The organism is Mesorhizobium sp. CNPSo 4671, from assembly GCF_057784245.1.
The window spans coordinates 265,524-287,235 of the sequence record NZ_JBWLUW010000001.1 but is presented as its reverse complement, the minus strand read 5'-3'; the positions used below and the strand labels follow the sequence as shown (position 1 = coordinate 287,235).

Annotated in this window: 20 protein-coding genes; 2 read left to right on the top strand and 18 right to left on the bottom strand. The window is 64.0% G+C overall.

Annotation, left to right across the window (positions count from 1 at the left end; all coding sequences use genetic code 11):
- Nucleotides 1–6: 6 nt before the first annotated feature.
- The 17 genes from AC04SF_RS01225 to AC04SF_RS01145 form a co-directional block, all read right to left on the bottom strand.
- Nucleotides 7–942, bottom strand: coding sequence for a LysR family transcriptional regulator (locus tag AC04SF_RS01225; protein ID WP_488476155.1), 936 nt, complete (start codon nt 940–942; stop codon nt 7–9).
- Nucleotides 943–992: 50 nt separating this feature from the next.
- Nucleotides 993–2,483 (bottom strand): aldehyde dehydrogenase, encoded by a 1,491-nt coding sequence (locus AC04SF_RS01220; RefSeq protein ID WP_488476154.1) that lies wholly within the window; start codon nt 2,481–2,483, stop codon nt 993–995.
- Between the two features lie 39 nt (nt 2,484–2,522).
- On the bottom strand, nt 2,523–3,197 hold the full coding sequence (locus AC04SF_RS01215; protein WP_488476153.1) for a DUF1028 domain-containing protein: 675 nt from the start codon (nt 3,195–3,197) through the stop codon (nt 2,523–2,525).
- Between the two features lie 5 nt (nt 3,198–3,202).
- Nucleotides 3,203–3,619 (bottom strand): RidA family protein, encoded by a 417-nt coding sequence (locus AC04SF_RS01210; RefSeq protein WP_183456870.1) that lies wholly within the window; start codon nt 3,617–3,619, stop codon nt 3,203–3,205.
- A gap of 43 nt (nt 3,620–3,662) precedes the next feature.
- Entirely contained in the window at nt 3,663–4,937 is a 1,275-nt protein-coding gene (locus AC04SF_RS01205; RefSeq protein WP_488476152.1) for a flavin-containing monooxygenase, read from the bottom strand.
- Between the two features lie 146 nt (nt 4,938–5,083).
- Nucleotides 5,084–6,688, bottom strand: a complete 1,605-nt coding sequence (locus AC04SF_RS01200) for a GMC family oxidoreductase (RefSeq protein ID WP_488476658.1) — start codon at nt 6,686–6,688, stop codon at nt 5,084–5,086.
- A 62-nt stretch (nt 6,689–6,750) separates the two neighbouring features.
- Nucleotides 6,751–7,554 carry an ABC transporter ATP-binding protein gene (locus AC04SF_RS01195; protein WP_488476151.1) on the bottom strand — a complete coding sequence of 268 codons (804 nt, stop codon included), beginning with the start codon at nt 7,552–7,554 and terminating at the stop codon, nt 6,751–6,753.
- Between the two features lie 13 nt (nt 7,555–7,567).
- Nucleotides 7,568–8,380: an ABC transporter permease gene (locus AC04SF_RS01190; protein WP_488476150.1), complete on the bottom strand. Its 813-nt coding sequence runs from the start codon at nt 8,378–8,380 to the stop codon at nt 7,568–7,570.
- A 133-nt stretch (nt 8,381–8,513) separates the two neighbouring features.
- Entirely contained in the window at nt 8,514–9,503 is a 990-nt protein-coding gene (locus AC04SF_RS01185) for an ABC transporter substrate-binding protein (protein WP_488476149.1), read from the bottom strand.
- A gap of 331 nt (nt 9,504–9,834) precedes the next feature.
- Entirely contained in the window at nt 9,835–10,578 is a 744-nt protein-coding gene (locus AC04SF_RS01180) for an amino acid ABC transporter ATP-binding protein (protein WP_488476148.1), read from the bottom strand.
- Nucleotides 10,575–11,549 carry an amino acid ABC transporter permease gene (locus AC04SF_RS01175; protein ID WP_488476147.1) on the bottom strand — a complete coding sequence of 325 codons (975 nt, stop codon included), beginning with the start codon at nt 11,547–11,549 and terminating at the stop codon, nt 10,575–10,577. The genes AC04SF_RS01180 and AC04SF_RS01175 overlap by 4 nt, the downstream gene beginning before the upstream one ends.
- Nucleotides 11,550–11,605: 56 nt before the next feature.
- The gene (locus AC04SF_RS01170; protein ID WP_202351061.1) at nt 11,606–12,439 is read right to left on the bottom strand and encodes a transporter substrate-binding domain-containing protein; all 834 of its coding nucleotides are present in this window, start codon (nt 12,437–12,439) and stop codon (nt 11,606–11,608) included.
- Between the two features lie 238 nt (nt 12,440–12,677).
- Nucleotides 12,678–13,505: an alpha/beta fold hydrolase gene (locus AC04SF_RS01165; protein ID WP_202351062.1), complete on the bottom strand. Its 828-nt coding sequence runs from the start codon at nt 13,503–13,505 to the stop codon at nt 12,678–12,680.
- Between the two features lie 2 nt (nt 13,506–13,507).
- Complete coding sequence (locus AC04SF_RS01160) at nt 13,508–14,584, bottom strand: LLM class flavin-dependent oxidoreductase (RefSeq protein WP_488476146.1); 1,077 nt, start codon at nt 14,582–14,584, stop codon at nt 13,508–13,510.
- 29 nt (nt 14,585–14,613) lie between these two features.
- Nucleotides 14,614–16,125, bottom strand: coding sequence for an aldehyde dehydrogenase (locus AC04SF_RS01155; protein WP_488476145.1), 1,512 nt, complete (start codon nt 16,123–16,125; stop codon nt 14,614–14,616).
- Between the two features lie 22 nt (nt 16,126–16,147).
- Nucleotides 16,148–17,125 carry a flavin reductase family protein gene (locus tag AC04SF_RS01150; RefSeq protein WP_488476144.1) on the bottom strand — a complete coding sequence of 326 codons (978 nt, stop codon included), beginning with the start codon at nt 17,123–17,125 and terminating at the stop codon, nt 16,148–16,150.
- 177 nt (nt 17,126–17,302) lie between these two features.
- Nucleotides 17,303–19,102: a helix-turn-helix domain-containing protein gene (locus AC04SF_RS01145; protein ID WP_488476143.1), complete on the bottom strand. Its 1,800-nt coding sequence runs from the start codon at nt 19,100–19,102 to the stop codon at nt 17,303–17,305.
- A 162-nt stretch (nt 19,103–19,264) separates the two neighbouring features.
- On the opposite strand from AC04SF_RS01145, the gene AC04SF_RS01140 reads away from it, so the two are divergent.
- Nucleotides 19,265–19,855, top strand: a complete 591-nt coding sequence (locus AC04SF_RS01140) for an amino acid synthesis family protein (RefSeq protein ID WP_202351067.1) — start codon at nt 19,265–19,267, stop codon at nt 19,853–19,855.
- A gap of 74 nt (nt 19,856–19,929) precedes the next feature.
- Nucleotides 19,930–20,430, top strand: coding sequence for a peptide deformylase (locus tag AC04SF_RS01135; RefSeq protein ID WP_488476142.1), 501 nt, complete (start codon nt 19,930–19,932; stop codon nt 20,428–20,430).
- Nucleotides 20,431–20,487: 57 nt separating this feature from the next.
- On the opposite strand, the gene AC04SF_RS01130 is transcribed toward AC04SF_RS01135, so the two are convergent.
- The gene (locus AC04SF_RS01130; RefSeq protein WP_488476141.1) at nt 20,488–21,705 is read right to left on the bottom strand and encodes an NAD(P)/FAD-dependent oxidoreductase; all 1,218 of its coding nucleotides are present in this window, start codon (nt 21,703–21,705) and stop codon (nt 20,488–20,490) included.
- Nucleotides 21,706–21,712: the final 7 nt, after the last annotated feature.

Genomic DNA, 21,712 nt, shown 5'->3' with positions numbered 1-21,712 from the left:
CCGCGGCTATTCGACGACCCGTCCACTCCCGAACACACCCTGTTCGACGACGAAACGGCGGCAGTGATCGATGAAGGCCTGCACCGTCTGCGTGCGGTGCTCGGCATTGGGCAAGGCTACCCCCATCGTCAGAGGCCGCAAATCCCCCGCCAGAGGCACGAAGACCAGCGGCTTGCCGTCTGGCGCCAGCGTGTTGAGCGGCCGCATGTTGGCGATGCCGTAGCCGAAGCCGTTGGCGACCATCGACCGCATCACCGCGATGTCGCCGGTGCGCTCGGCAATGTTCGGCCGTATGCCCCGCATCTGGAAGGCCGAGAGAAAGTATTCACGGCTATAGGGCAGGTCGAGCAGCACCATCGGCTCGTCGGCCAGTTCTTCCGTCGTGATCGAAGCCTTGGCCGCGAAGCGATGCCCTTGTGGCAGCATGACATAGGCAGGCACCAGCATCAGCGGTTCGAACGTCGTGTCCTGCGACAGTTCGAGATCGTAGGTCAGTGCCGCGTCGATTTCGCCTCGCTGCAGCATTTCGAGCAACTGACCCTGGTTGCGCTCGAACTGCCGGAACCGCACCTCGGGATAGGCACGCTCGAATTTCATGCGCAGGGTCGGCATGACGATCTGCGCGAAGGTCAGCAGGCATCCGACCGCCAGCGGCCCGCGCACCTTCTCGGCGATGTCGCCGGCAATATCGTGCAGGGCATCGGCGTCGGCCAGCAGCCGAGCGGCCTCCTTGAGGAAAACGCGCCCGCCGGCCGTGAGCGACAGGCCATGCGAATGCTTGCGGACAAAAAGCTGGACGCCGAATTCGGCCTCCAGCTGCGCGATCGACGCCGAGATCGAAGGCGGCGAGACATTGACCTGCTCGGCGGCCTTGGTAATGGAGCCGGCTTCGCCGACGGCGACGAAATATTCCAACTGTCTCAGGGTGAAGCGTAACGGCATGGGCTTCTATGTTGCCGGTTTGGGCGCTGCGATCAAGCGCCCGCTCCGCCTCAGTACTTGATCCATGTCGTTTTCAGCGCGGTGTACTTGTCCAGCGCGTGCAGCGACAGGTCGCGGCCGAAGCCGGATTGCTTGACGCCGCCGAACGGCGTCATCGGGCTCAGCGCATCGACGGTGTTGACGGAAACATTGCCGGCGCGCAGCCGGCCGGCAACGCGGTGGGCGCGCGAAAGACTGTCGGTCCACAGCGAGGCGGCCAGCCCGTACGGGCTGTCATTGGCGATGCGGATAGCCTCGTCCTCATCGTCGAAGGCAATGACCGAGAGCACCGGCCCGAATATCTCGTCCCTGGCGATCGGGTCGTCATGGGCAACATTGTCGAAGATGGTGGGCTGTATGAAGCTGCCTCTGCCGTTGACCGTGACCCGATCGCCGCCGGCGACCAGGCGCGCGGTCTTCTTGCCGGCCTCGACGAAGCGCATGACGTTGGCGGCGTGGCGTGCATCGACCATGGCGCCCATTTTCGAAGCCGGGTCGAGCGGATCGCCGGGTTGGGTGGCCGCCGCGCGCTCAGCCAGTTTCTCCACGAAGGCATCCTTGATGGAGCGTTCAACGAGGAGGCGCGAATTGGCCGAACAGACCTCGCCCTGGTTGAAGAAGATGCCTGATGCCGCCATGTCGGCCGCCGCATCGAGATCGCCGCAATCGGCGAAGACGAGGTTCGGGCTCTTGCCGCCTGTTTCGAGCCAGACCTGCTTCATGTTCGACTGACCCGAATACTGCAGGAACATCTTGCCGACCGAGGTCGATCCGGTGAAGGCAAGGCAATCGACATCCATGTGGCGGCCGAGCGCCTGTCCGGCCGTCTCGCCAAGGCCAGGCACGACATTGAGCACGCCGGCGGGCAGGCCCGCCTCCATGGCGAGTTCCGCCAGCCTGAGCGCCGAGAAAGGCGACTGCTCCGCCGGCTTCAGCACCACCGAATTGCCCGCGGCAAGCGCGGGCGCGCATTTCCAGGTCGCCATGTCGAGCGGGAAATTCCATGGCACCACAGCGCCGATGACGCCGAGCGGCTCGCGCCGCACCAACACCAGATCGCTTGCGCCGGTCGGCGCCACTTCGTCATAGATCTTGTCGATGGCCTCGCCATACCACTGGAAGATCGCCGCCGAGCCAGGGACGTCGACGGTCGCTGCATCCGTGACCAGCTTGCCCATGTCGAGCGACTCCAGCAGGGCAAGCTCCTGCAGGTTTTCGCGCAGCAGTTTTGCCAGCCGCAGCAGCACCTCCTTGCGGTGCGCCGGGCTCGTGCGCGACCAGACACCGGCCTCGAAACTGCGGCGCGCCGCGGCAACGGCCAGATCGATGTCTTCCTCGCCGCATGACGCCACCTCGGCCAGCGTTTCGCCGGTGGCCGGATTGATGCTGGCGAAGGTTCGGCCCGAACGCGCGGGAACCGTCTTGCCGTCGATGAACGCCTTGTCGCGAAAACGGATCGCGGATGCCTTGCCGATCCAGTCCTTGTGACTGAGTTCGCTCATGCGGATGCCTCCCCTGTATGCCGGCTGCTTGCGTGCCGGCTACTCGTCGCCCGGCACGCCGTAGCTCGGCGCGTCGGACGGATTGATCGCGCGGGTCACATAGGCATCGAGCTGCGGCTTGTAGCGATCCCATAGCGCCGCCAGTTCCTCGATCGGGCAGTCGTCGGTCCAGTCGCAGCGCAGGTCCGCGACCGGCCATGCAACCTCGCGCACCAGCTTCATTCCGGCGGAATGGACCGGACCCGCCTCGCCCCCCGCCTTCAGCGCGGCGCGCATGGTCGCGATCAGGCGGTCGCCGAGATGCCCTTCCGAGGCCAGGAAGGCCTCGACCATGGCCTGCGGCACGCCGTCGTGAGCCAGCATGTTGCCGCCGCACGCGACATTGTCCGAGCGCGCTTCCGCCCAGATGCCGAGCGCCTTGGGTCCGGAATGGATCGCCGTCCTCCCGGCGGCATCGACAGCCAGCACCTGCCGGTATTCGCTGTAGGCGCCGGTGCGCTTCAGGATGGCGACCGCCTCGGCGGCCGAGGCGCCGCGCGCCAGCAGTTCGAGCCCCCTCGTGCCGAGCGTCGGATCGGTGACGTTCTGGCTGGCGACCGCCCCCACGCTCGCCTGCGCGTAGGCGCAACGCGCCGCCACCGCCGGAGAGGAGGACGAGACCGCGACGCCGAACATGCCGGTGCGGCTGCATCGCGCGACGATGGAAAACGTCATCGGGATCAGTCCGGAATGACGGCGGTGCCGTCGATCTCGACCAGCCAGTCCGGCCGCGCCAGAGCCGACACGACGAGGCCGGTCGAAACGGGATGCACGCCTTTGATGTACTCGCCCATGGTGCGGTAGACCGCCTCGCGGTGGCGCACGTCGGTGATGTAGACGACCACCTTGACCAGATGCTCCATGGTGCCGCCGCACTCCTCGATGAGTTGCCTGATGTTCTGCATCACCTTGTGCGTCTGCTCGGCCGGATCGTGGCTGTCGATATTCTTGGCCGTGTCGAGATCCTGCGGGCACTGGCCGCGCAGATAGACCGTGCGGCCGCCCCGCGTGACGACCGCCTGGCACAGATCATTGTCGAGCTTCTGCTCGGGATAGGTGTCCTTGGTGTTGAACTTGCGGATTCTCGTATGCGCCATCCTGGTCTCCTCAGATCGGGCTCGTGGCTGTTGTCGGCGTCGGTCAGGCGTCCACGGTCTCGCGCCGTGCCGCGGCATGGTAGGCCAGATATTTGCGCTGCGTCGAAATGCGGTCGGCGACATGCTTGGCATCGTGCCAGACGCCCCAGATGAAACTCGATCCCCTTCGCGACTGCCAAGGCAGGCCGAGAAAATAGATGCCGGGCTCGGTCGAGACGCCGCGCTGATGCCTCGGCCGGCCCTTCTCGTCAAAGGCATCGACCTTCAGCCAGCTGTAATCGACGGCAAAGCCGGTGGCCCAGATGATCGCCGTTACCCCGGCCTCGGCCAGATCGAGCTCACGAAGCGGGTTGGTCAGGCATTCCGGATCCGGGTCGATCCGACGGGCCGTGGGCTCCTGCGGAAGGTCGAGGCCGTTGCGCGCGACATAGGCGTCGGCCTCGTCGAGCAACGACATCAGGCTGGCGTCACCGCGGGCAATGTTCTTCGCCAGGTCGGGCGCGAAGGTCAGCACGCCGTCCTGATATGTCTTGGTCATGCCGACCAGGGTAAGCCCCTGCGCGGCCAGCCGACGGAAATCGATCGTCTCGCCGCCACGCGCGCCGCTCACCGCGATCGTGACGTGCTCCGTGCCGGGCCCTGGAGTTTCGAGGTCCCATTTGCCGAGAACGCCAAGCCACCAGCAGAAATCGCGCCCGCGATAGGCGCGCGGCGGGCGATCGTGCGGGCCGACCGAGAGGTAGACGCGCCGCCCAGAGCGCTGAAGCTCATCGGCGATCTGCACACCCGACGATCCCGCCCCGACCACCAGCACCGCTCCCTTCGGCAACTGCCCGGGGTTGCGGTATGCGCTGGAATGGATCTGCAGGAGATCTGCATTTGCAGGGACAAGAGCGGGGATGACGGGGACCTGGAAAGGTCCGGTCGCGGCGACGATGCTGTTGGCTTCGATCACCCCATCCGACGTCTCGACGCGGAATCCGGGCCGGCCGACATTTCTTTGCGCGAGCCTGACCTCGACGCCGCAGCGGATCGGCGCATTGATCTGCCTTGCATAGGCGGCGAAATAGTCGGCAACCTCCTCCTTGGAAGGAAAGCCGTCGGGACCCGTCACGGGAAATTCCATGCCCGGGAAACGGTCATGCCAGGCCGGGCCATTGGCAACGAGTGAGTCCCATCGCTGCGAGCGCCAGCGCTCGGCAATCCGACCGCGCTCGAGGACAAGATGCGGCACGCCGCATTTGCTCAGATGCTCAGACATAGCCACTCCCGCCTGGCCACCGCCGACGACAAGCGTGTCTATTTTTTCCACCGGCATTTCTGCGTCCTTTCCCCCCAAGAGTTTCCGCGGATGCGAGGAGCTCAGTTCGTTGGTTTACTGGAGGGACTGATTAGCGAAAATTACGATTTCGCGTGGCAGTGGTTAGCTTGTCCCTAAATGCCAGGAGATGGGCCAATGCGAGATTATGACAGCATCGCCCTGGCAGCTTTTTCGCCGATCATCATCGACGGCGCATTGGTGTTGCCGCCGATCAGTGTCGGCATGATCGAGGCGTCCGCCACGCGCAGATTGTCGAAGCCGCGCACTTTGAGGCCGGCGGGATCGACCACCGCCATGGCGTCGTTGCCCATCTTGGCCGTGCCGACCGGGTGATAGACGGTGAGCGCCTCGGCGCGCAGATAGGCAAGGATTTCGTCGTCGGTGACGACATCGGGTCCTGGCAGAATTTCCGGTCCGCGAATATCGGCAAAGACCGGCGAAGCAAGAATGGAACGCGCGACCTTGATGCCTTCGACCAGGGTCAGCGCATCCCGCTCGTCGCTGAAGAAACGGTGATCGATCAGCACGTTGCGGCGGGTGCGGTCACGCTCAAGCGTGATTTCGCCGACGCTCCCGGGTCTCAACACACAGGTGTGCACGGCATAGCCGTGGCCATATTCGACGAGCCGGCCGCGATGGCTGCGGTAACCCGGAACAAAGTGGAATTGGACATCGGGAATATCGCCGGCATATTTCGTCCTGGCGAAGCCGCCGGCCTCGACATAGTTGGTCGTCAGCATGCCCTTGCGCCGGACGAAATACTGAAAGGGCGCGGCCAGCATCGCCGGCAGGTTGGCGAGCGACAGGCCGAGCGTCCTGGTGCTGTTCGATCGCACGGTGATCATGCCGTCGACATGGTCGCGCAAATTCTTGCCGACCCCGGGTACATTCATCACCGGCTCTATCCCGGCCGCCTTCAGCTCCTCGGCCGGGCCGATGCCGGACGCAAGCAGGATGCGCGGCGACCCGATCGCGCCGGCGCTCAGCACGACTTCGGCGCGGCAGGTCAGCCTTTGGACCGCGCCGTCCCTGATCACATTGACGCCGGTGACGCGTCCGCTTTCGACTGCCAGATCAAGCACCTCGACGCCCGACAGAACCTGCAGGTTGGCGCGGCTGAGAACCGGTCGGACGAAGGCTGAATAGGCCGAGAAGCGCTGGCCCTTGTCCTGGGTGACATTGTAGATGCCGAGGCCGAGTTGGCCATTACCGTTGAAGTCGCGGTTTTCGGGCAGGCCGATGCTCCGGCCCGCCTCCACCCACAGCCGGGATACGCTGTTAGGATCGCGCGGATTGTCGACCAGCAGTTCACCGTCGAAGCCGTGATAGGCCGGGTTCTGCGACAGGAGGTTCCGCTCCAGTTTCTTGAACACGGGCAGCACGTCGGCATAGGACCAACCGGCGCAGCCAAGCGCTGCCCACTCATCGTAGTCTTGTGCTGCACCGCGAATGTAGACCATGGAGTTGATCGAACTCGACCCACCAAGAAGCTTGCCGCGGTTGACCGGTATGCGACGGTTGTTGAGCAGCGGCTGCGGCACGCCTTTGTAGCCATAGTCGAAATTCGGATTGCCGTAGAGCGAGAGGATGCCGGCCGGCACGCGCACCCTTGTGCGGTCGTCGCTGCCGCCGGCCTCGATAAGGCAGACACGGGCCGCGGGGTTCGCGCTCAGCCTGTTAGCCAGGACACAGCCGGCCGAGCCCGCGCCGATGACGATATAGTCGAATTCCGCGGCCGCGATGCTCATGCCGGTTTCCGTTTCATGCATGTCGTCTTCCCAAAACCGAGGTCACTTTTGGGCGACATGCATTAGTGCTCGTCGTCTTCGTCGTTCTTCAACAGCTCCAGGATTTCCCGCTTCATGGCGATGAAGTTCGGCTCCATGACCAGATCCATGCTGCGCGGGCGCGAGAAGCCGACGCGGATTTCCTTCTTGATCTGGCCGGGCCGGCCGGACATAACGAGCACCCGGTCCGCCAGCAGGATCGCCTCGTCAATGTCGTGGGTGACGAACAGCACGGTTTTCTTGGAGTGGTCCCAGATCCTCAGGAGAAGCTTCTGCATGGAGTGGCGGGTCTGGCTGTCGAGCGCGCCGAAAGGTTCGTCCATCAGCAGCACCTGCGGATCGTTGGCGAGCGCACGCGCGATCGCCACGCGCTGCTTCATGCCGCCCGACAGCTGCGAGGGATAATGGTTGGCGAATTTCGCCAGCCCGACCTCATGCAGGAAATGCTCGACGATGGCCTTGCGCTCGGCCGCCGGCATGCTTTTCCGCTTCGGGCCGTATTCGACGTTCTGCGCCACGGTCAGCCAGGGAAACAGCGTATAGGCCTGAAACACCATGCCGCGATCCGGGCCCGGCTCGGTGACAGGCTTGCCGCCGACGGAGATCATGCCGCCGGTGCGCTCCTCCAGCCCGGCGATGAGATAGAGCAGGCTCGACTTGCCGCAGCCGGATGGGCCGACGATCACGCAGAACTCGTTGGGCACGACATGGAAGGAGATGCCGTCCAGCGCCAGCACCGCATTGTCGCCCTTGCCGTAGCGCAGGACCACATTGTCGATGCCGATGTCGGCGCTCTTCGGCTTCGTCGCGAGTGTCAGGGCGTCCATGTCGGCAAACTCCTCAATTGGCCCAGGGAGCGACGAGGCGGCGGATGCCCCGGAACAATTGGTCGGTGCAAAGGCCAAGGATGCCGATCAGGGCGATGGCCATGAAGATGACGTCGACCTGGAAGCCGCGCATCGCCTTCAGCGAAATGTAGCCAAGTCCGCTGCGCGCGGCGACGAGTTCGGCAACGACGAGATAGGTCCAGGCCCAGCCCATGGTGACGCGCAGCACGTCGAGCACGTTGGGAAGCGTCGCCGGAAAGACGATATGGAAGACCGTGTCGCCGCGTTTCGTGCCGAGCGTGTAGGCCGCATTGACGAGGTCTCGCTGAACGCCGCGGGCGCTGTCGGCGATCATCACCAGTTGCTGGAAGAAAATGCCGAAGATGATGACGGCCACGCGCTGCTCGATGCCGATGCCGATCCACAGGATGAAAAGCGGCACGAAGGACGTCACCGGCAGATAGCGGATGAAATTGACGAGCGGGTCGAGCGCCGCCTGGACGATGCGGTAGGTGCCCATCGTCAATCCGAGCGGCACCGCCACGATGCTCGAAATGACGAAACCGATCAGCACCACCTGGACGCTGGCCAGCACGTGCTCCCACAAGGAGCCGTCAAGCGCCATGTTGATGGTGGTGAACAGGACGGATTCCGGGCGAGGCAGGAACATTTCCTTCACCGCGCCGGAATAGGTCAAGGCGAACCAGCCGCCGATGACCGCGCCCCAGACCAGGACGCTGAGCGTTATGGAGAGAGGCCGCGACACGGCCTGAAAAGGCGTGGTGACAGCTTTCCAGGCGGATCGACCGGGCTGATTTTTATCCACGCTCGTGGTCACGATATGGCTGATGGGAGACGTTGCATTCGGTGCCAGTGTCACAGGGAAACCCTTTGGGCTGGATGGACCGCAGGCGCAAGGCTCGGCCCGCGGTCCAGCGAGCTCACTTCACGAGGTCAGATCACTTCGCGAGGAAGGACGTATCGACGAGGTCGTCGTATTTGATGTCCATCTTGAGCTTGCCGAAGGCGCCCCAGATGTCGCCGCCAAGCTTGATCAGCTTGCCGGCTTCGCCAACCTCGCCACCGGCGAAGAACTCTGCATTGCGGTCCTTGCCGTAGAAGTTCACGCCCGCGGCGGAGGAGGCGAAGTCCTTCGGATCCTTGAGCCAGCCGCCGACGCCCTTGGCCATCACCTCATAGGCCTTCGCGGGATTTTCCTTGATGAACTCGTTGGCCTTGTAGAGGCCCTTCACCAGCGCCTCGACATCCCCGGGGTTCTTGGTGATGTAGTCGCAGTTCAGCGCCACCACATCGACGATCAGGCCGGGCGTCTTCGAGGAGTCGATCAGGACCTGGCCCTTGTTTTCCTTCTTGGCCAGCGTCAGATGGGGTTCCCAGGTGACGGCAACGGGAATACGATCGGCCATGAAGGCGGCAGCGGCGTCATCGGCCGTCATATTGGTGATCTTTACGTCGGTCTGGCTGAGACCGGCCTGCTTGAGCAGGATGTTGAACCAGAACTGCGACACCGAGCCTTCGTTCAGCCCGACTTCCATGCCCTTGAGGTCGGCGACGCTCTTGACTCCGCTCGGCGCCAGCACGCCATCGCCGCCATGGCTGTCGTCGAGGGCATAGACCGATTTGAAGCAGACATCCTTCGAGCGGTATTTCATGATTTCGTCGATGGTCGAGGCGCTGCCGTCGAGTTCGCCGGCGGCGACGGCCGCCATGTACATCGACGCTTCCTCGATGATTTCGAGCGAGACATCGAGGCCGCCCTCCTTGAAGTAGCCCATGTCACGCGCAAGGAAGAGCGGGCCGTATCCAACCCAGGTCGTCATGCCCAGCTTCAAGCTGCCGGCTTCGGCGTGGAGGCTCACCGAAAGCGCGCTCAAGGCAATGCCGGCCGCCAGCGCGGCACGGCGAAACTTCGAGATTATTGTCGTCATCACGTTCCCCTGTCTTTTTCTGAGGTCAGGCGCTGCCCGCGCCAAAACAACCCGCTTCGGACGCATCGCCGAAGGCTGCCGTCTGACGTTCTTTTTGTTCTCTTTCAGCCGGCGGATGGAGCAAAGCACGCTGTGTGCGATGCACAAATAATGATTTTCGATAATTCTGCTTAGGCTGGGCCTAACCAGGCCGGCGCCGACCGCGCTCGGGCCTTAGGCGCATGCATGACCGTCTCAATGCCGTGGCGGTCGGGCGAAGAAAGCGGGCGTTCGCAACGCCCCATGGAGGCCGTCCCGACAGAGCATTTCCATGAGACGGCGGAACGCGCGGTCAGTGTTTCAAGATCTGGCTGAGGAACAATCTGGTTCGATCGTGGCGTGGCTGGCCGAAGAATTCGTCCGGCGTGCCGGCCTCGACGATCTGCCCGGCGTCCATGAAGATGACGCGGTCGGCCACCGCGCGGGCAAAGCCCATTTCATGCGTCACGCACACCATGGTCATGCCGTCGCGGGCAAGTTCCGTCATGGCGTCGAGCACCTCCGAGACCATTTCCGGGTCGAGAGCGGAGGTCGGTTCGTCGAACAGCATGACAGCCGGTTGCATGCACAGGCTGCGGGCAATCGCCACACGCTGCTGCTGGCCGCCGGACAGCTGGATAGGGAACTTGTTCGCCTGCTCGGGAATGCGGACCCGCTCGAGGAACTTCAGCGCGGTCTTGCGCGCCTCCTTTTCCGGCACGCCCTTCACCCACATCGGGCCGGCCATGCAGTTCATCAGCACCGTCATGTGCGGAAACAGGTTAAAATGCTGGAACACCATGCCGACGTTGGAGCGCACGTCGGCGACGTTGCCCATCTTGCCATGCAGGGCGACGCCGTTGACGGTGATATCGCCCTCCTGATGCGCCTCCAGGCGATTGAAGCAGCGGATGAGCGTCGATTTGCCGGAACCCGAAGGCCCGCAGATGACGATACGCTCGCCCTTGTGGACGGTCAGGTTGATGTCCTTCAAGACATGAAAGGCGCCGTACCACTTCGATACGTTGCGCGCTTCGATGATGACATGAGCGTTCATCTGACCTTGCTCCTGCGGTAGTGCCGCTCGATCCGCGCCTGGATCAGTTCGAGGCAGATGGACAGCATCCAGTAGATCATCGCGGCCGAAGTCAGCATCTCCATGTGCTGGAAAGTCTTCTGGCCGAGGGTGCGCGCCAGGAACATGAGCTCCCACACGCCGATAACCGAGACCAGCGAGGAATCCTTCAGCATCGAGATGAACTGATTGCCGGTCGGCGGAATGATGACCGGCAGCGCCTGCGGCAGGATGATACGGCGCATGGTCAGCGCGAAGCCGAAGCCCATGGAGCGCGACGCCTCCCACTGGCCGCGATCGATGCTCTGTATGCCGGAGCGGAAGATCTCGGTCATGTAGGCGCCATAGCAGAGCGAAAGCGCCAGGATGCCCGCAGGCACCGCATTGATGACAAAGCCGAGCTGCGGCAGGCCGAGATAGATCAGGTAGACCTGCATGAGCAGCGGAAGGCCACGGAAGAAGGAGGTGTAGAAGCTGGCGATGGCGTAGGCGAAGCCATTGCTGGAAAGCTTGGCGACCGCGCCGGCAACCGCGATGACCGAAGCGATGACGATCGAAATCGCCGAGACATAGAGCGTGGTGACGACGCCCTGGCCGATCAGGAACGGCAGCTTCTCCCTGATGAAGGGCAGGCTGAGATGGAACGTCTCGAAGAAGGCGACGAACAGCAGCAGCAGTTCGAGCCAGACGATGCCGATCTGGAACTTGATCGGCGCGAAACCGATCAGCACGACGTTCAAGGTGAAGATCACCGCTATGGCGAAGGCAATGGCAAAACGGCCGTAGAGGCCACTCACCGACGGTTCGCCGATCACCGGACGCATCAGTTCGGCGAAGCTGGTGCCCGCCATGTTGAAAGCCATGAAGAGAACCAGAACGACGCCGAACATAGTCGCCACGAACCAGGGTTTGTGGACGAGGATTTCGGCTTCGACGGTATCGGGATAGAGCATCTTTGAGCACCGGCTGTTCGGCGGCCTGCCCCGAGGCAGGCCGCCTTTGAAGGGAGCTAGTTCGTCTTCGAATAATCCTGGCCGTACCACTTTTCCGATAGCTTGCTCAGCGTGCCGTCCGCCTTCATCGCCTTCACGGCGTCGGCGATCTTGGCGGACAGTTCCGGATCGCCGCGCTCGATGGCGATTGCCAGCGGTTCGTAGAAGACCGGATCGCCCACCTGCTTGATCGGGTAGCCTGCCTTCTCAGCATCGAGGATCGACGGCAGCGAAGAGACCACCGCGTCGAGACGCACGCCGTCGCCGAGGCGAAGGTCGTCAAAGGCGGTCGTCGAATTCTCGTAGGAGTGGACCTCCTTCGGGTTGAGCTTGTACTCGAAGGGCGGCGCGCCGGCGGCGTCGAGCGTCAGATCCTTCTTGGCATAGGCCTCGAAAGTGGAGGTGCTGGTGGCGCCGACCACTTTGCCGTCGAGATCGGCCAGCGTCTTGGCCTTGCTGTCCTTGTGCACGGCAACGGCCGCCGGAGTGTAGTAGTAGACCGCAGGAAAATCGAAGATCTCGGCGCGCTTCTTGGTCGGCGTCATCGAGCCGGCATGCATGTCCCAGCGCCCTGCCCAGTTGCCGGCGGTGATGATGTCCCAGCCGGGCGTGATGAATTCGACCTTGACGCCGAGGTGCTCGCCGATCGCCTTGGCGACGTCGACATCGAAGCCGTCCAGCTCATTGCTGGCATTCACGAACGACTGCGGCGCCCAGTTGGCATCGGTCGCCACCTTGAGCGTGCCCGCTGCCATCACGCGATCGAGCACCGCGCCGGCGTGAGCAGGATATGCGCCAAGCGCAAGCGCCAGTGCTGCCATCGTCAGCTGTCGTCTGTTCCAGATTGTCATGTGCGTATTCCCCTGTTGTTGTTCATTCACCTACGTTCATGGCCGTTCGGCCGGCCATGAACTCGCAATCCCTTGCCGACGAGGTCGGCATCCTCCGGACGGCTGGCGGATTTAGCGATGCCCGAGCCGGTCTGGTCTTCCGCTGCCGCGGAGGATGTTTGCAGCGGTCATTCCCTCGCTCACGGGGAAGCTTTGGCCTGTTGCCGGCGAGATGCCCTCACCTGCTCCGCGAAGACCGCTACCCATGCGCGACGGCCCCTCTCGTGCGACCGACGCCCAGCAGGAAGTCGGCCATCGTGCCAGCGACGAGAGCCGGCGCCTCGATAAGGATCGAATGGCGAAGCCCAGGCAGGATGGCGAGCTCGGAGCCCTGCACCTGCTCGTGCATCAGCCGCGCCATGCGCGGGCTGGAACCCTGGTCGTCCTCGCCGGTTACGATCAGTGTCGGGCAGGTGATGCGGTCGAGAATGCCGCCAAAATCGGTCTCGGCGAGAACGCGATAGGCCGCCGCGTAGCAGTCACGATCGTTCTCGGCGTCCCGCCGGCGCAGCTCGGCGATGACCTCCGGGTTGCTGTCCTGAAAATCCTCCGTCAACCAACGCGACAGCGAGGCGGCGTGATGCGCCGAGGCATCGCTCGCCATCAGCGCCGCCAGCCGGCCGCGCACCGCGTGCCGCTCCTCAGGCGTGCGGCCGGCGACCGTCGACAGCAGCACCAGTTTCTGCAGGCGTTCGGCATGCGTCAGCGCCAGGCGCTGTGCGATCAGGCCACCCAGCGAAAACCCGGCCAGATGAAAGGTGGCAAACCCGACATGGTCGGCCAGCGCCAATGTCTCGCCGACGAAATCGTCGATCTCGTAGCGGCCTTTGACCCGGCTGGAGCGGCCATGGCCACGCAGGTCGAAGGTGAGGACCGCGAAGCGATCCTTCAGCCGCCCGGCCACGCCATTCCAGGCTTCGAGGTAGGAGCCGACGCCATGGATGCAGACCAGCGGCACGCCGCCCTCGCCGTCCAGGCGCCAGTTGAGCAGCACGCCTTCGACATCGAGCTGGCCGGAGCGCGCCATGATCACGCCCTCGCCGCCTGACGCACCTTGTCGCGCTCGCGCGCGGCAAAGACCGGCATCACCTCGTCGACCCAAAGCTTGATCGTCTTCTTCTGCAGCTCGAACGGCAGGTTGAACGTCAGGCCGAGGCAGTATTGGTCGACACCCGCCGCTTCATAGTCGAGCAGCTTCTCGATCACCTCGTCCGGCGTGCCGAACATCAGGTTGCGGCGGATGTTCTCGGGATTGTAATTGTCCTTGCCCTTGACGCTCTCATAGGGGACGGCTTCGGGAAAGCCGTTTTGCACGGTGCCGATGTTCTGGAACAGGTTCTCGAAGGCGCGGCCGTAGTCGATGGCATGACCGACCGCGACCTCCCAATCCTGTGCCCGTTCGTAGACGCAAGTGCGCCGCTGCATCATCAGGCGCGGGCGCGGCACCTCCGGATGATCGGCAACGGCCTTGCGGAATTTCTCGCCGAGCACAGCGATTTCCGCCGCCGGCGCCGACAAGGGCGTCGACAGGATCGAAGCGCCGATGCCGACCGCCCAGTCGAAAGTACCTGGATCTCGCGCGGCCACCCAGATCGGCGGATGCGGCTTCTGCAGCGGCTTCGGCACGCCGGCGGCGAGCGGGAACTTCCAGTAGTGGCCGTCATGGGCATAATCCTGCGCCCACAGTTTCTTCACCGCCGGCACGAGTTCCTTCAGATAGGCCACGCCTTCCTGCTGCGGCATGCAGCCGGCCATGCGGTCGAATTCATACTGATAGGAGCCGCGCGCGATGCCGAACTCCAGCCGACCGCCCGTCAGGTGATCGCAAAGTGCCGCCTCCCCCGCCAGCCGGATCGGGCTCCAATAGGGCGCGACCAGCGTCGAGGTGCCAAGCCGGATCTGCTCGGTATGCTGGGCAAGCCAGGTCAGCGTCATCAGCGGGTTGGGCGAGATCGTGCATTCGATCGTATGATGCTCCGCCGTCCACAGCGTCTCGAAGCCGCCCTCGTCGGCCAGGCGCGCCAGCTCGAGCAGATTGCTCTTCACCTTCGACATCGGCATGTCGGGCGAGAAGCGTTCCATGGTCAGCGAAACGGCGAATTTCATGTCTGTCTCCCCAGTATGTCGGGTTCTGGTCAGCGAAGGCGGATAACGAACGGGTCCTGCATGGCACCCGAATAGTCGATGACGACGTTCTTCAGGCGCGAGAACTCCTCCATGGCGTCGAAGCCGCCGCGCCGCCCGTAACCGCTCTCCTTGAAGCCGCCATTGGCGGACATGAAGGAGGACGCGCGGTAGGTGTTGATCCAGACCGTGCCGGCCTCGACATTCCTGGCGAAACGCAGCGCGCGGTTGATGTCCCGTGTCCAGATGCCGGAGGCGAGGCCATAGCGTGTGTCGTTGGCGAGCCGGATCATTTCGTCTTCCGACGAGAACGGCATGACGCCGACGACGGGACCGAACAATTCCTCCTGCATGAACTCCATGCCGTTGTCGGCATCGGTCATCACGGTCGGCTCGAAATACCAGCCGCCGGCAAGCTCGGCCGCCTGAAGCCGCCGGCCGCCGACCGCGATCCGGGCGCCCTGACGCACGCCGGAAGCGACATAGCCCTCCACCTTTGCAAGCTGCGCCGACAGCGCCAGCGGACCTATGTCGGTGTCCTCCAGCATAGGCAGCCCGACTCGCACCCGCCTCGTGCGCTCGACCAGCGCCTCGACGAAACGGTCATGGACGCTGGCCTCGACGAAACAGCGCGAACCGGCGACGCAGCTCTGGCCCGCGGCCGCGAAGACACCGGAGACCACGCCATTCACGGCATGCTCGATATCGACATCACCGAAGATGACGTGAGGGGATTTGCCACCAAGTTCCATCGAGCAGGGAATGAGATTCTGCGCCGCATTGGCGGCAATCCGCCGACCGGTCACCGTCGAGCCGGTGAAGACGAGTTTTGCAATGCCAGGATGGCGCGTCAGCGCGTCGCCGGCCACAGCACCCGTGCCGGTCACGACATTGACGACGCCGGCCGGGAAACCGGCCTCCATGATCAGTTCGGCCAGAGCCAGCGTGGACGCACTGGCATGCTCGGACGGCTTGACGACCACCGTGTTGCCGAGCGCCAGGCATGGCGCCAGCGTGCCGGTAAGCAGCATCAGCGGCGAGTTCCACGGTGTGATCATGCCGACGACGCCGATCGGCTCGCGCAGGTTGAAGTTGAGCATGTCGAGCTTGTTGACGGGAATCGTGTCGCCGAGCAGCTTGTCGGCCATGCCGGCGAAATAGGTGTAGCTGTCGGGCATGGCGCGCATCTGCGCCCGCATTTCCTTCAGCAACTTGCCATTGTCGCGCGTCTCGATCAGCGCCAGTTCGTCGGCGTGCTCCAGCACCAGCTCCGCCAGCCGGCGAACAAGCTTGCCCCGGTCGGTCTGGGTCATACGTCGCCAGGCTGGATTGGCGAAAGCGGAACGCGCGGCCTCGACAGCCGCGCCGACATCCTCGGCGCCGGCCTCGGCGAACTGATACCAGGGCTTGCCGGTGGTCGGGTCGAAACTGTCGATGTACTGCCCGTTCCTGGGCGCCACGAACGCGCCGTTGATGAACAGGTTCTGGCGCGAGCCTTCGAGCGATGCGACGGTCGTTTTCATGCTGTCTGTCCTGCCTGAAACATCATTCGGACGCGGCCTGCGTCCACGATTGCGACTGGCCATCGATCATGGCGACGCGGCCGCCGTCGCCGGTGTCGATGTAGATGCCGAAGCGCTTGTCCTGGCGCTCGCGCGCATAGCGGCGCAGCATGGCGCGCAATTCATGCGTGGCGATCCGCTCATAGGGCAGCGCATCGACGGCAAAGAAGGCGTGGCCGTCCGGAAGTGCTGCTTTAGCGCTCTCACGGCTCAGTTCGGCGCGGTAGATGAGATAACCGGGGTCGCTGTCGGCGACGTCGAACACCGAATAGAGGAAGGTGTTTTCCGGGACGAGGCTCAGCGCCTCGCCACCATCCAGCACAAGTTGGCTGTCAGCCTTGCGGCGCCGCGCCGTCGGCAGCACCCAGCCTCCCTTGCCATCGCTGCGCAAGAGGATGCGGTTCCCCGCTTCGACCAGATAGCCGATGATCATGTCCTGCGAGGCCAGCCAGCCGGCGGGCAGCGGATCCTTGACGCTGGCGTAACGGCCGCGGCAAAATCCGAGCGGCGCCGATGGGCTGGTGCCGAAAGCCTGGACCTGGCCGATCAGGATGATGTGGTCGCCGGCTTCGATGCGGTCGTGAACGGTGCAGTCGAACCATGTCAGGCTGTCGGTGAGGATCGGCGCGCCGGTGTGGGCGCGATCATGGTTGACCGACTGGAACTTGTGCGCCGCCTTCGACGCGAACACAGACGAGACGTCAACCTGGCCTTCATGCAGGAAATTGACCGCGAAGGACTGCGTCTGGTTGAAGGCCGGAAAGCTCGCCGCCGACTTGCCGACGCAGACCAGGAGCAGCGGCGGGTCGAGCGAGACCGAGGTGAAGGAGTTGGCGGTCATGCCGCGCGGATTGCCGTCACGATCGCGTGTGGTGATGACGGTGACGCCGGTGACGAAGGTGCCGAAGGCACGACGCAAGGCGATCGGGTCGATCGTCCTTTGTGCCACCGCGTCCGCCATTGCTTTCCTCCATAGTGTCGGATGAAAGCTAGGCAGGAGCCGGCCGGCGTTCTTCCTCCGGTCTGTAGGAAAGACGTCGTGGCGCGCTGCTGCCATCCAGAGCAAGCACGGCCACGGCGAGCCCGTGCCCGGCGGCGAATGCTTGGCAGCGGCAGCGGTGTTGGGATGGAGTGGCTTCTAGCGGGCTGCCGGCACGCGGCTGTCGATGATGCCGCTGAGACGGATCGCAAGTTCGACCGCGAAGCGCTGTTCGGGCGTGTCGAGCTTGATCCCGAACAGTTCCTCCATGCGCGACAGGCGATAGCGCAAGGTGGTGACATGCAGGCCGATGGCGTCGGCGCAGGCCTGGCTGCGACAGCCCTCGCGCAGATAGGCAAACAGCGTGTCGAGATAGGGCGTGCCGTGGTCGCGATCATGCGCGATCAGGGCGCCGACACTGTCCTCGACGAAGCCGCGCACGTCAGGGGCGTCGGCGGCAGCGACCAATATCGGCAGCGGACCGAAATCCTGGCCGGCAAAAACACCGGTGCGCCCGAAGGAACGGCCGATCCGGATCATGCGTCGGCACCGCTCCCAGGCGATGGGATAGTCGGCCAGCGCGGCACAGGCTTCGGACAGCACCACCACCGGCTCGCCTTCGAAATAGCGGCCGAGCTCGGCCGCGATCCTATGCGGCAATTTCGCGAAGCGCGCGCCGTCCTGCCCGGCATCGGCCGGAACCAGGCAGACAAGGCCGTCTTCCACCGCGATCGCGGCGCCGGCAATGCCGGCCTGCTGAAGCAGGCGCACCAGCGCATGATGCGGATCGGCAAGGCCGATGGCACCGTCCTTCACCTGCTCGGCGAGATCGACGACGATCATCTTGTGTGCAATCGTCAAGTCGAGCCCCAGCCGGCGTGCGCGATTGACGATGTCGGCCTCGTCGCGCCAACGGCGCTCGACCACTTCCAGAAACAGTTCGGTCAGCGAACGCGTCTCGAAGCGGAAGCGCACGAAGCTGCGCATCATCTGCACGCTGAGCGCGAATTTGGTGCTGTCGAGCAGCATCTGGTCGAGCTGGCCCGATGCCTGCGGCGTCGGGAAAATCATCAGCGCGCCAACCACTTCGGCATCGATGGTAAGCGGCTCGATGCGCACCGAAAGCTTGAGCTGGCGCTTGCCGTCATCGACGAACAGCGTCTCGCTGTGGCGTCCGTCGGACGCGCCGCGCGCTATCTTGAAGATCTGCCGGCTGAGCGTTCCGCTCACCGCCTGCTGCCACGAGGCGGCGTCGAAATGCGCCTCGCTTGGGGAACGGCCGGCCACGACCAGATTGGCATGGAAATCGATCACCACCACCGGATTGGGCAGGAGATCGCTGACCTTCTCGGCGAGCGAGACCACCGACCCGTCCGACAAGGCCTGCTGCAGAAGCGAGGTGTGCGCCGAAAGCGCGCGTTGCAGGCGTTCGCCGGCCTGCTTCTCCTGGTGCAGCCGATGCTGCTTCTCGACCGCGATCTCGCCCAGATGCACGATCATGCCGATGAAGGCGATATCCTGCGCCGTCACTTCGGTGATTTCGCGCGAGACGACGGTCAGCACCATCGGCCGGCCGTCCTCGTCGACGCAGTTCATCGGCATGACCAGCACGCTGCGGTAGTCGCGCTCGAAGGCCTCGCGGCGATAGCCCGGAAACTCCTCCGACACCCGCGCGTCCCTGATATAGACCGGCTCATTGCGGTTGAGCGCAACGATCGAAGGACTGGTGGCCAGTTCCCAGCGGTCCGGCAGCGTACGGTGAATGAGCGTCGGGTCGTGGCGCACGATGACATAGGCGTGGCCGTGCGGGGCGTCGATGCCCATGATCGAGCCCAACGTCCATTGGGCATGACGGCAGGCGGCCAGCACGAGATCGCGCAGCACGGACTGGAGATCGCCGCCCGAATTGATGAGGCTGGCGGCGTCCCGCAAGGAGAGAATTTGCGACTCGTGGTCCACGGTGATTTTCCGCCACTCGCGAAGGGCGAATTTAAGCCGTCGCGGATATACGAACGCTACACCGCTTCCAAGCGGGGCGCACGCCGATTCTTCCTACGAACCGGAGGAATACCCGCCGATTGGCACTGACTAGGCTGGGTTTGACCAACAGGGGCCTGAACCATGGAATTGCGAAAAATCTGCACCTTTATCGAGGAAGTGCATCTCGAAGGCGGCAAGGCAGCCGCCAGGCCGGTGACATCGATCGTCCTCGCCGCCATAGTCCGCAATCCATGGGCCGGGCGCGGCTTCGTTGAGAACCTGCGGCCGGAGATTACCGCCATAGCTCCACGGTTGGGACATGAACTCACGCGCCGGCTGCTCGAAATGATGCCGGCCGAGCGCATCGAAAGCTACGGCAAGGCCGCAGCCGTCGGCACATCAGGCGAGATCGAGCACGCTTCGGCGCTGATCCACACGCTGCGCTTCGGCAACGTGTTCCGCGATGCCGTCGGCGGCACGACCTATCTCGAATTCTGCAACACACGCAACGCGCCGGGCGCGCTGCTGTCGCTGCCGATGATGCACAAGAGCGAGAACGGCCGCCGCTCGCATTTCATCACCGCCAACTTCCAGATCGCCGACGGTCCGGCCGCGGACGAGATTGTCGTCGCCATCGGCGCGGCGGATGGCGGCCGCATCCACCCGCGGATTGCTGATCGCTTCCAGGACATGGCCGAGATGGAGCAAGAGCGGCTCGCCGTTCAAGCCTGACATATTGCCCAGCCGGCTTGGCCTCTCGATCGCCTGGCGTTAGCCTCTGCGATTGCCGAGCGCGGGAGTGACATGTGGCGATACGGCCAATCGTGAGATTTCCCGACCTTCGTCTACGCTCCGTCGCAGAGCCCATATCGGTCTTTGACGAAGACCTGCGCCGGCTTGCCGGCGATCTCGCCGACACAATGCAGGCCGCGCCAGGCATCGGAATCACCGCACCTCACATCGGCATCCTGAAGCGGCTGGTGGTCCTCGAACTGTCGCCCTCGGCGGGCCTGCGCAGCTACGTCAACCCGACCATTCTTTGGGCATCCACCGACATGATCCGGCACGTCGAAGGCAGCGTATCCATGCCAGGGGTCACGGACGAGATTGAAAGGCATGCGCGTGTCCGTATCGGCTACCAGACCCTTGATGGCGACGAAGCTGTCGAGGAGGCCGAGGGCTTGCTCGCTGTCTGTCACCAGCACGAGATCGACCAACTCGACGGTGTCTTCTGGATCGAGCGACTCTCCCGCCTGAAGCGGGAGCGGCTTGTCAAACGATATCAGAAACAGCAGCGGGGCTTCTAGTCGACGGCGCCCACGCATCCGCCGTCGCCGGGCCGGGCAAAGTCCAGCCCCCTCGCCTCAGATCACCGCTTCTTCCAGGAAGGGCTCGTTGCGCGCAATGCGCTCGTAGCAGAACGGCGACAGATCGAGCGTCTGGAAAGCACCGTGAACGATCAGCTCCGACACCGCCCGGCCCACGGCCGGCGACTGTTGCAGCCCGTGCCCGGAGAAACCGTTGGCGAACATGAAGTTGGTCACCTCCGGGTGGAAGCCGACAATGCCGTTGTGGTCGAGCATGTTGTATTCGTAATGGCCGGTCCAACTGGTCTGCACCTTCAGCGCATCGAAGGCCGGAATGCGGTGCCAGAGCGCCGGCCAGATGTAATCGTCGAACTCTTCAAAGTGCATTTCGAAGTCGTCATAGTCGGCCGGACCATCACCCTGCGGCGTGTTGCCGGTGAGGAAAAGCTCGCCTTCCGGACGCACGAAGGTGCCGGAGAGGTCGATGACGTTGGGCATGCGGCCGGGGATCGGAGTGGCGCTGGCGAAGACGAAGCTGTAGCGCTTGTAGGGCGCGACCGGGATGGACAGGCCGGCCATGGCGGCGACCTGTTGCGCACGTGGGCCGGCGGCATTGACCAGGGTTCCGCAGGAGATCGTCTCGCCGGTCGCAAGACGCGCCGAGACGACGCGCCCGTCGGCAAGGTCCAGTCCGGTGACCGCATTGTCGATATATTCGACGCCGCTGGCGCGCGCCGCGCGGCGGAAGCCGCTGAGCAGCCCCATGGAATCGAACCAGCCCTCTTCGCGCGAGCCCCAGGAGCCGCCGCCGAGATCCTCGACATTGAGCCAGGGGAAACGTTCCTTCAGCGGTCCGGGTTCGAGGAACACGGTGTGGGCGCCGAGGCTGCGCTGCAGATCCACCCTTTCGCGCGCGGCTTCGACGCCTTCAGGCGAGCAGCAGTAGAGATAGCCATGTTCCTTGAAGCCGAGATCGGGCGCCGGCTCGTCCTTGTAGAAGGGCGCCATCCGCTCCGGAAAATCGCGGATGATGTCGATGCCGAACTGGCTGATCTTCACATTGATCGGATTGGAATATTGCTGGCGGATGGCGCTGGTGGAGAGCGCGGTGGAAGAGTAGGTGTAGCTCGAGTCGCGCTCGACCACGAGGATCGAGGCGCCATTGCCCAGCGCCTGGCTGAGCCAATAGGCCGTCGACGAACCGACAACCGCACCGCCGACGATGACGATGTCATAGGCAGTGCGCGACGGCGCCTTGTAGGGAGGAATTGCCACGGTCTGT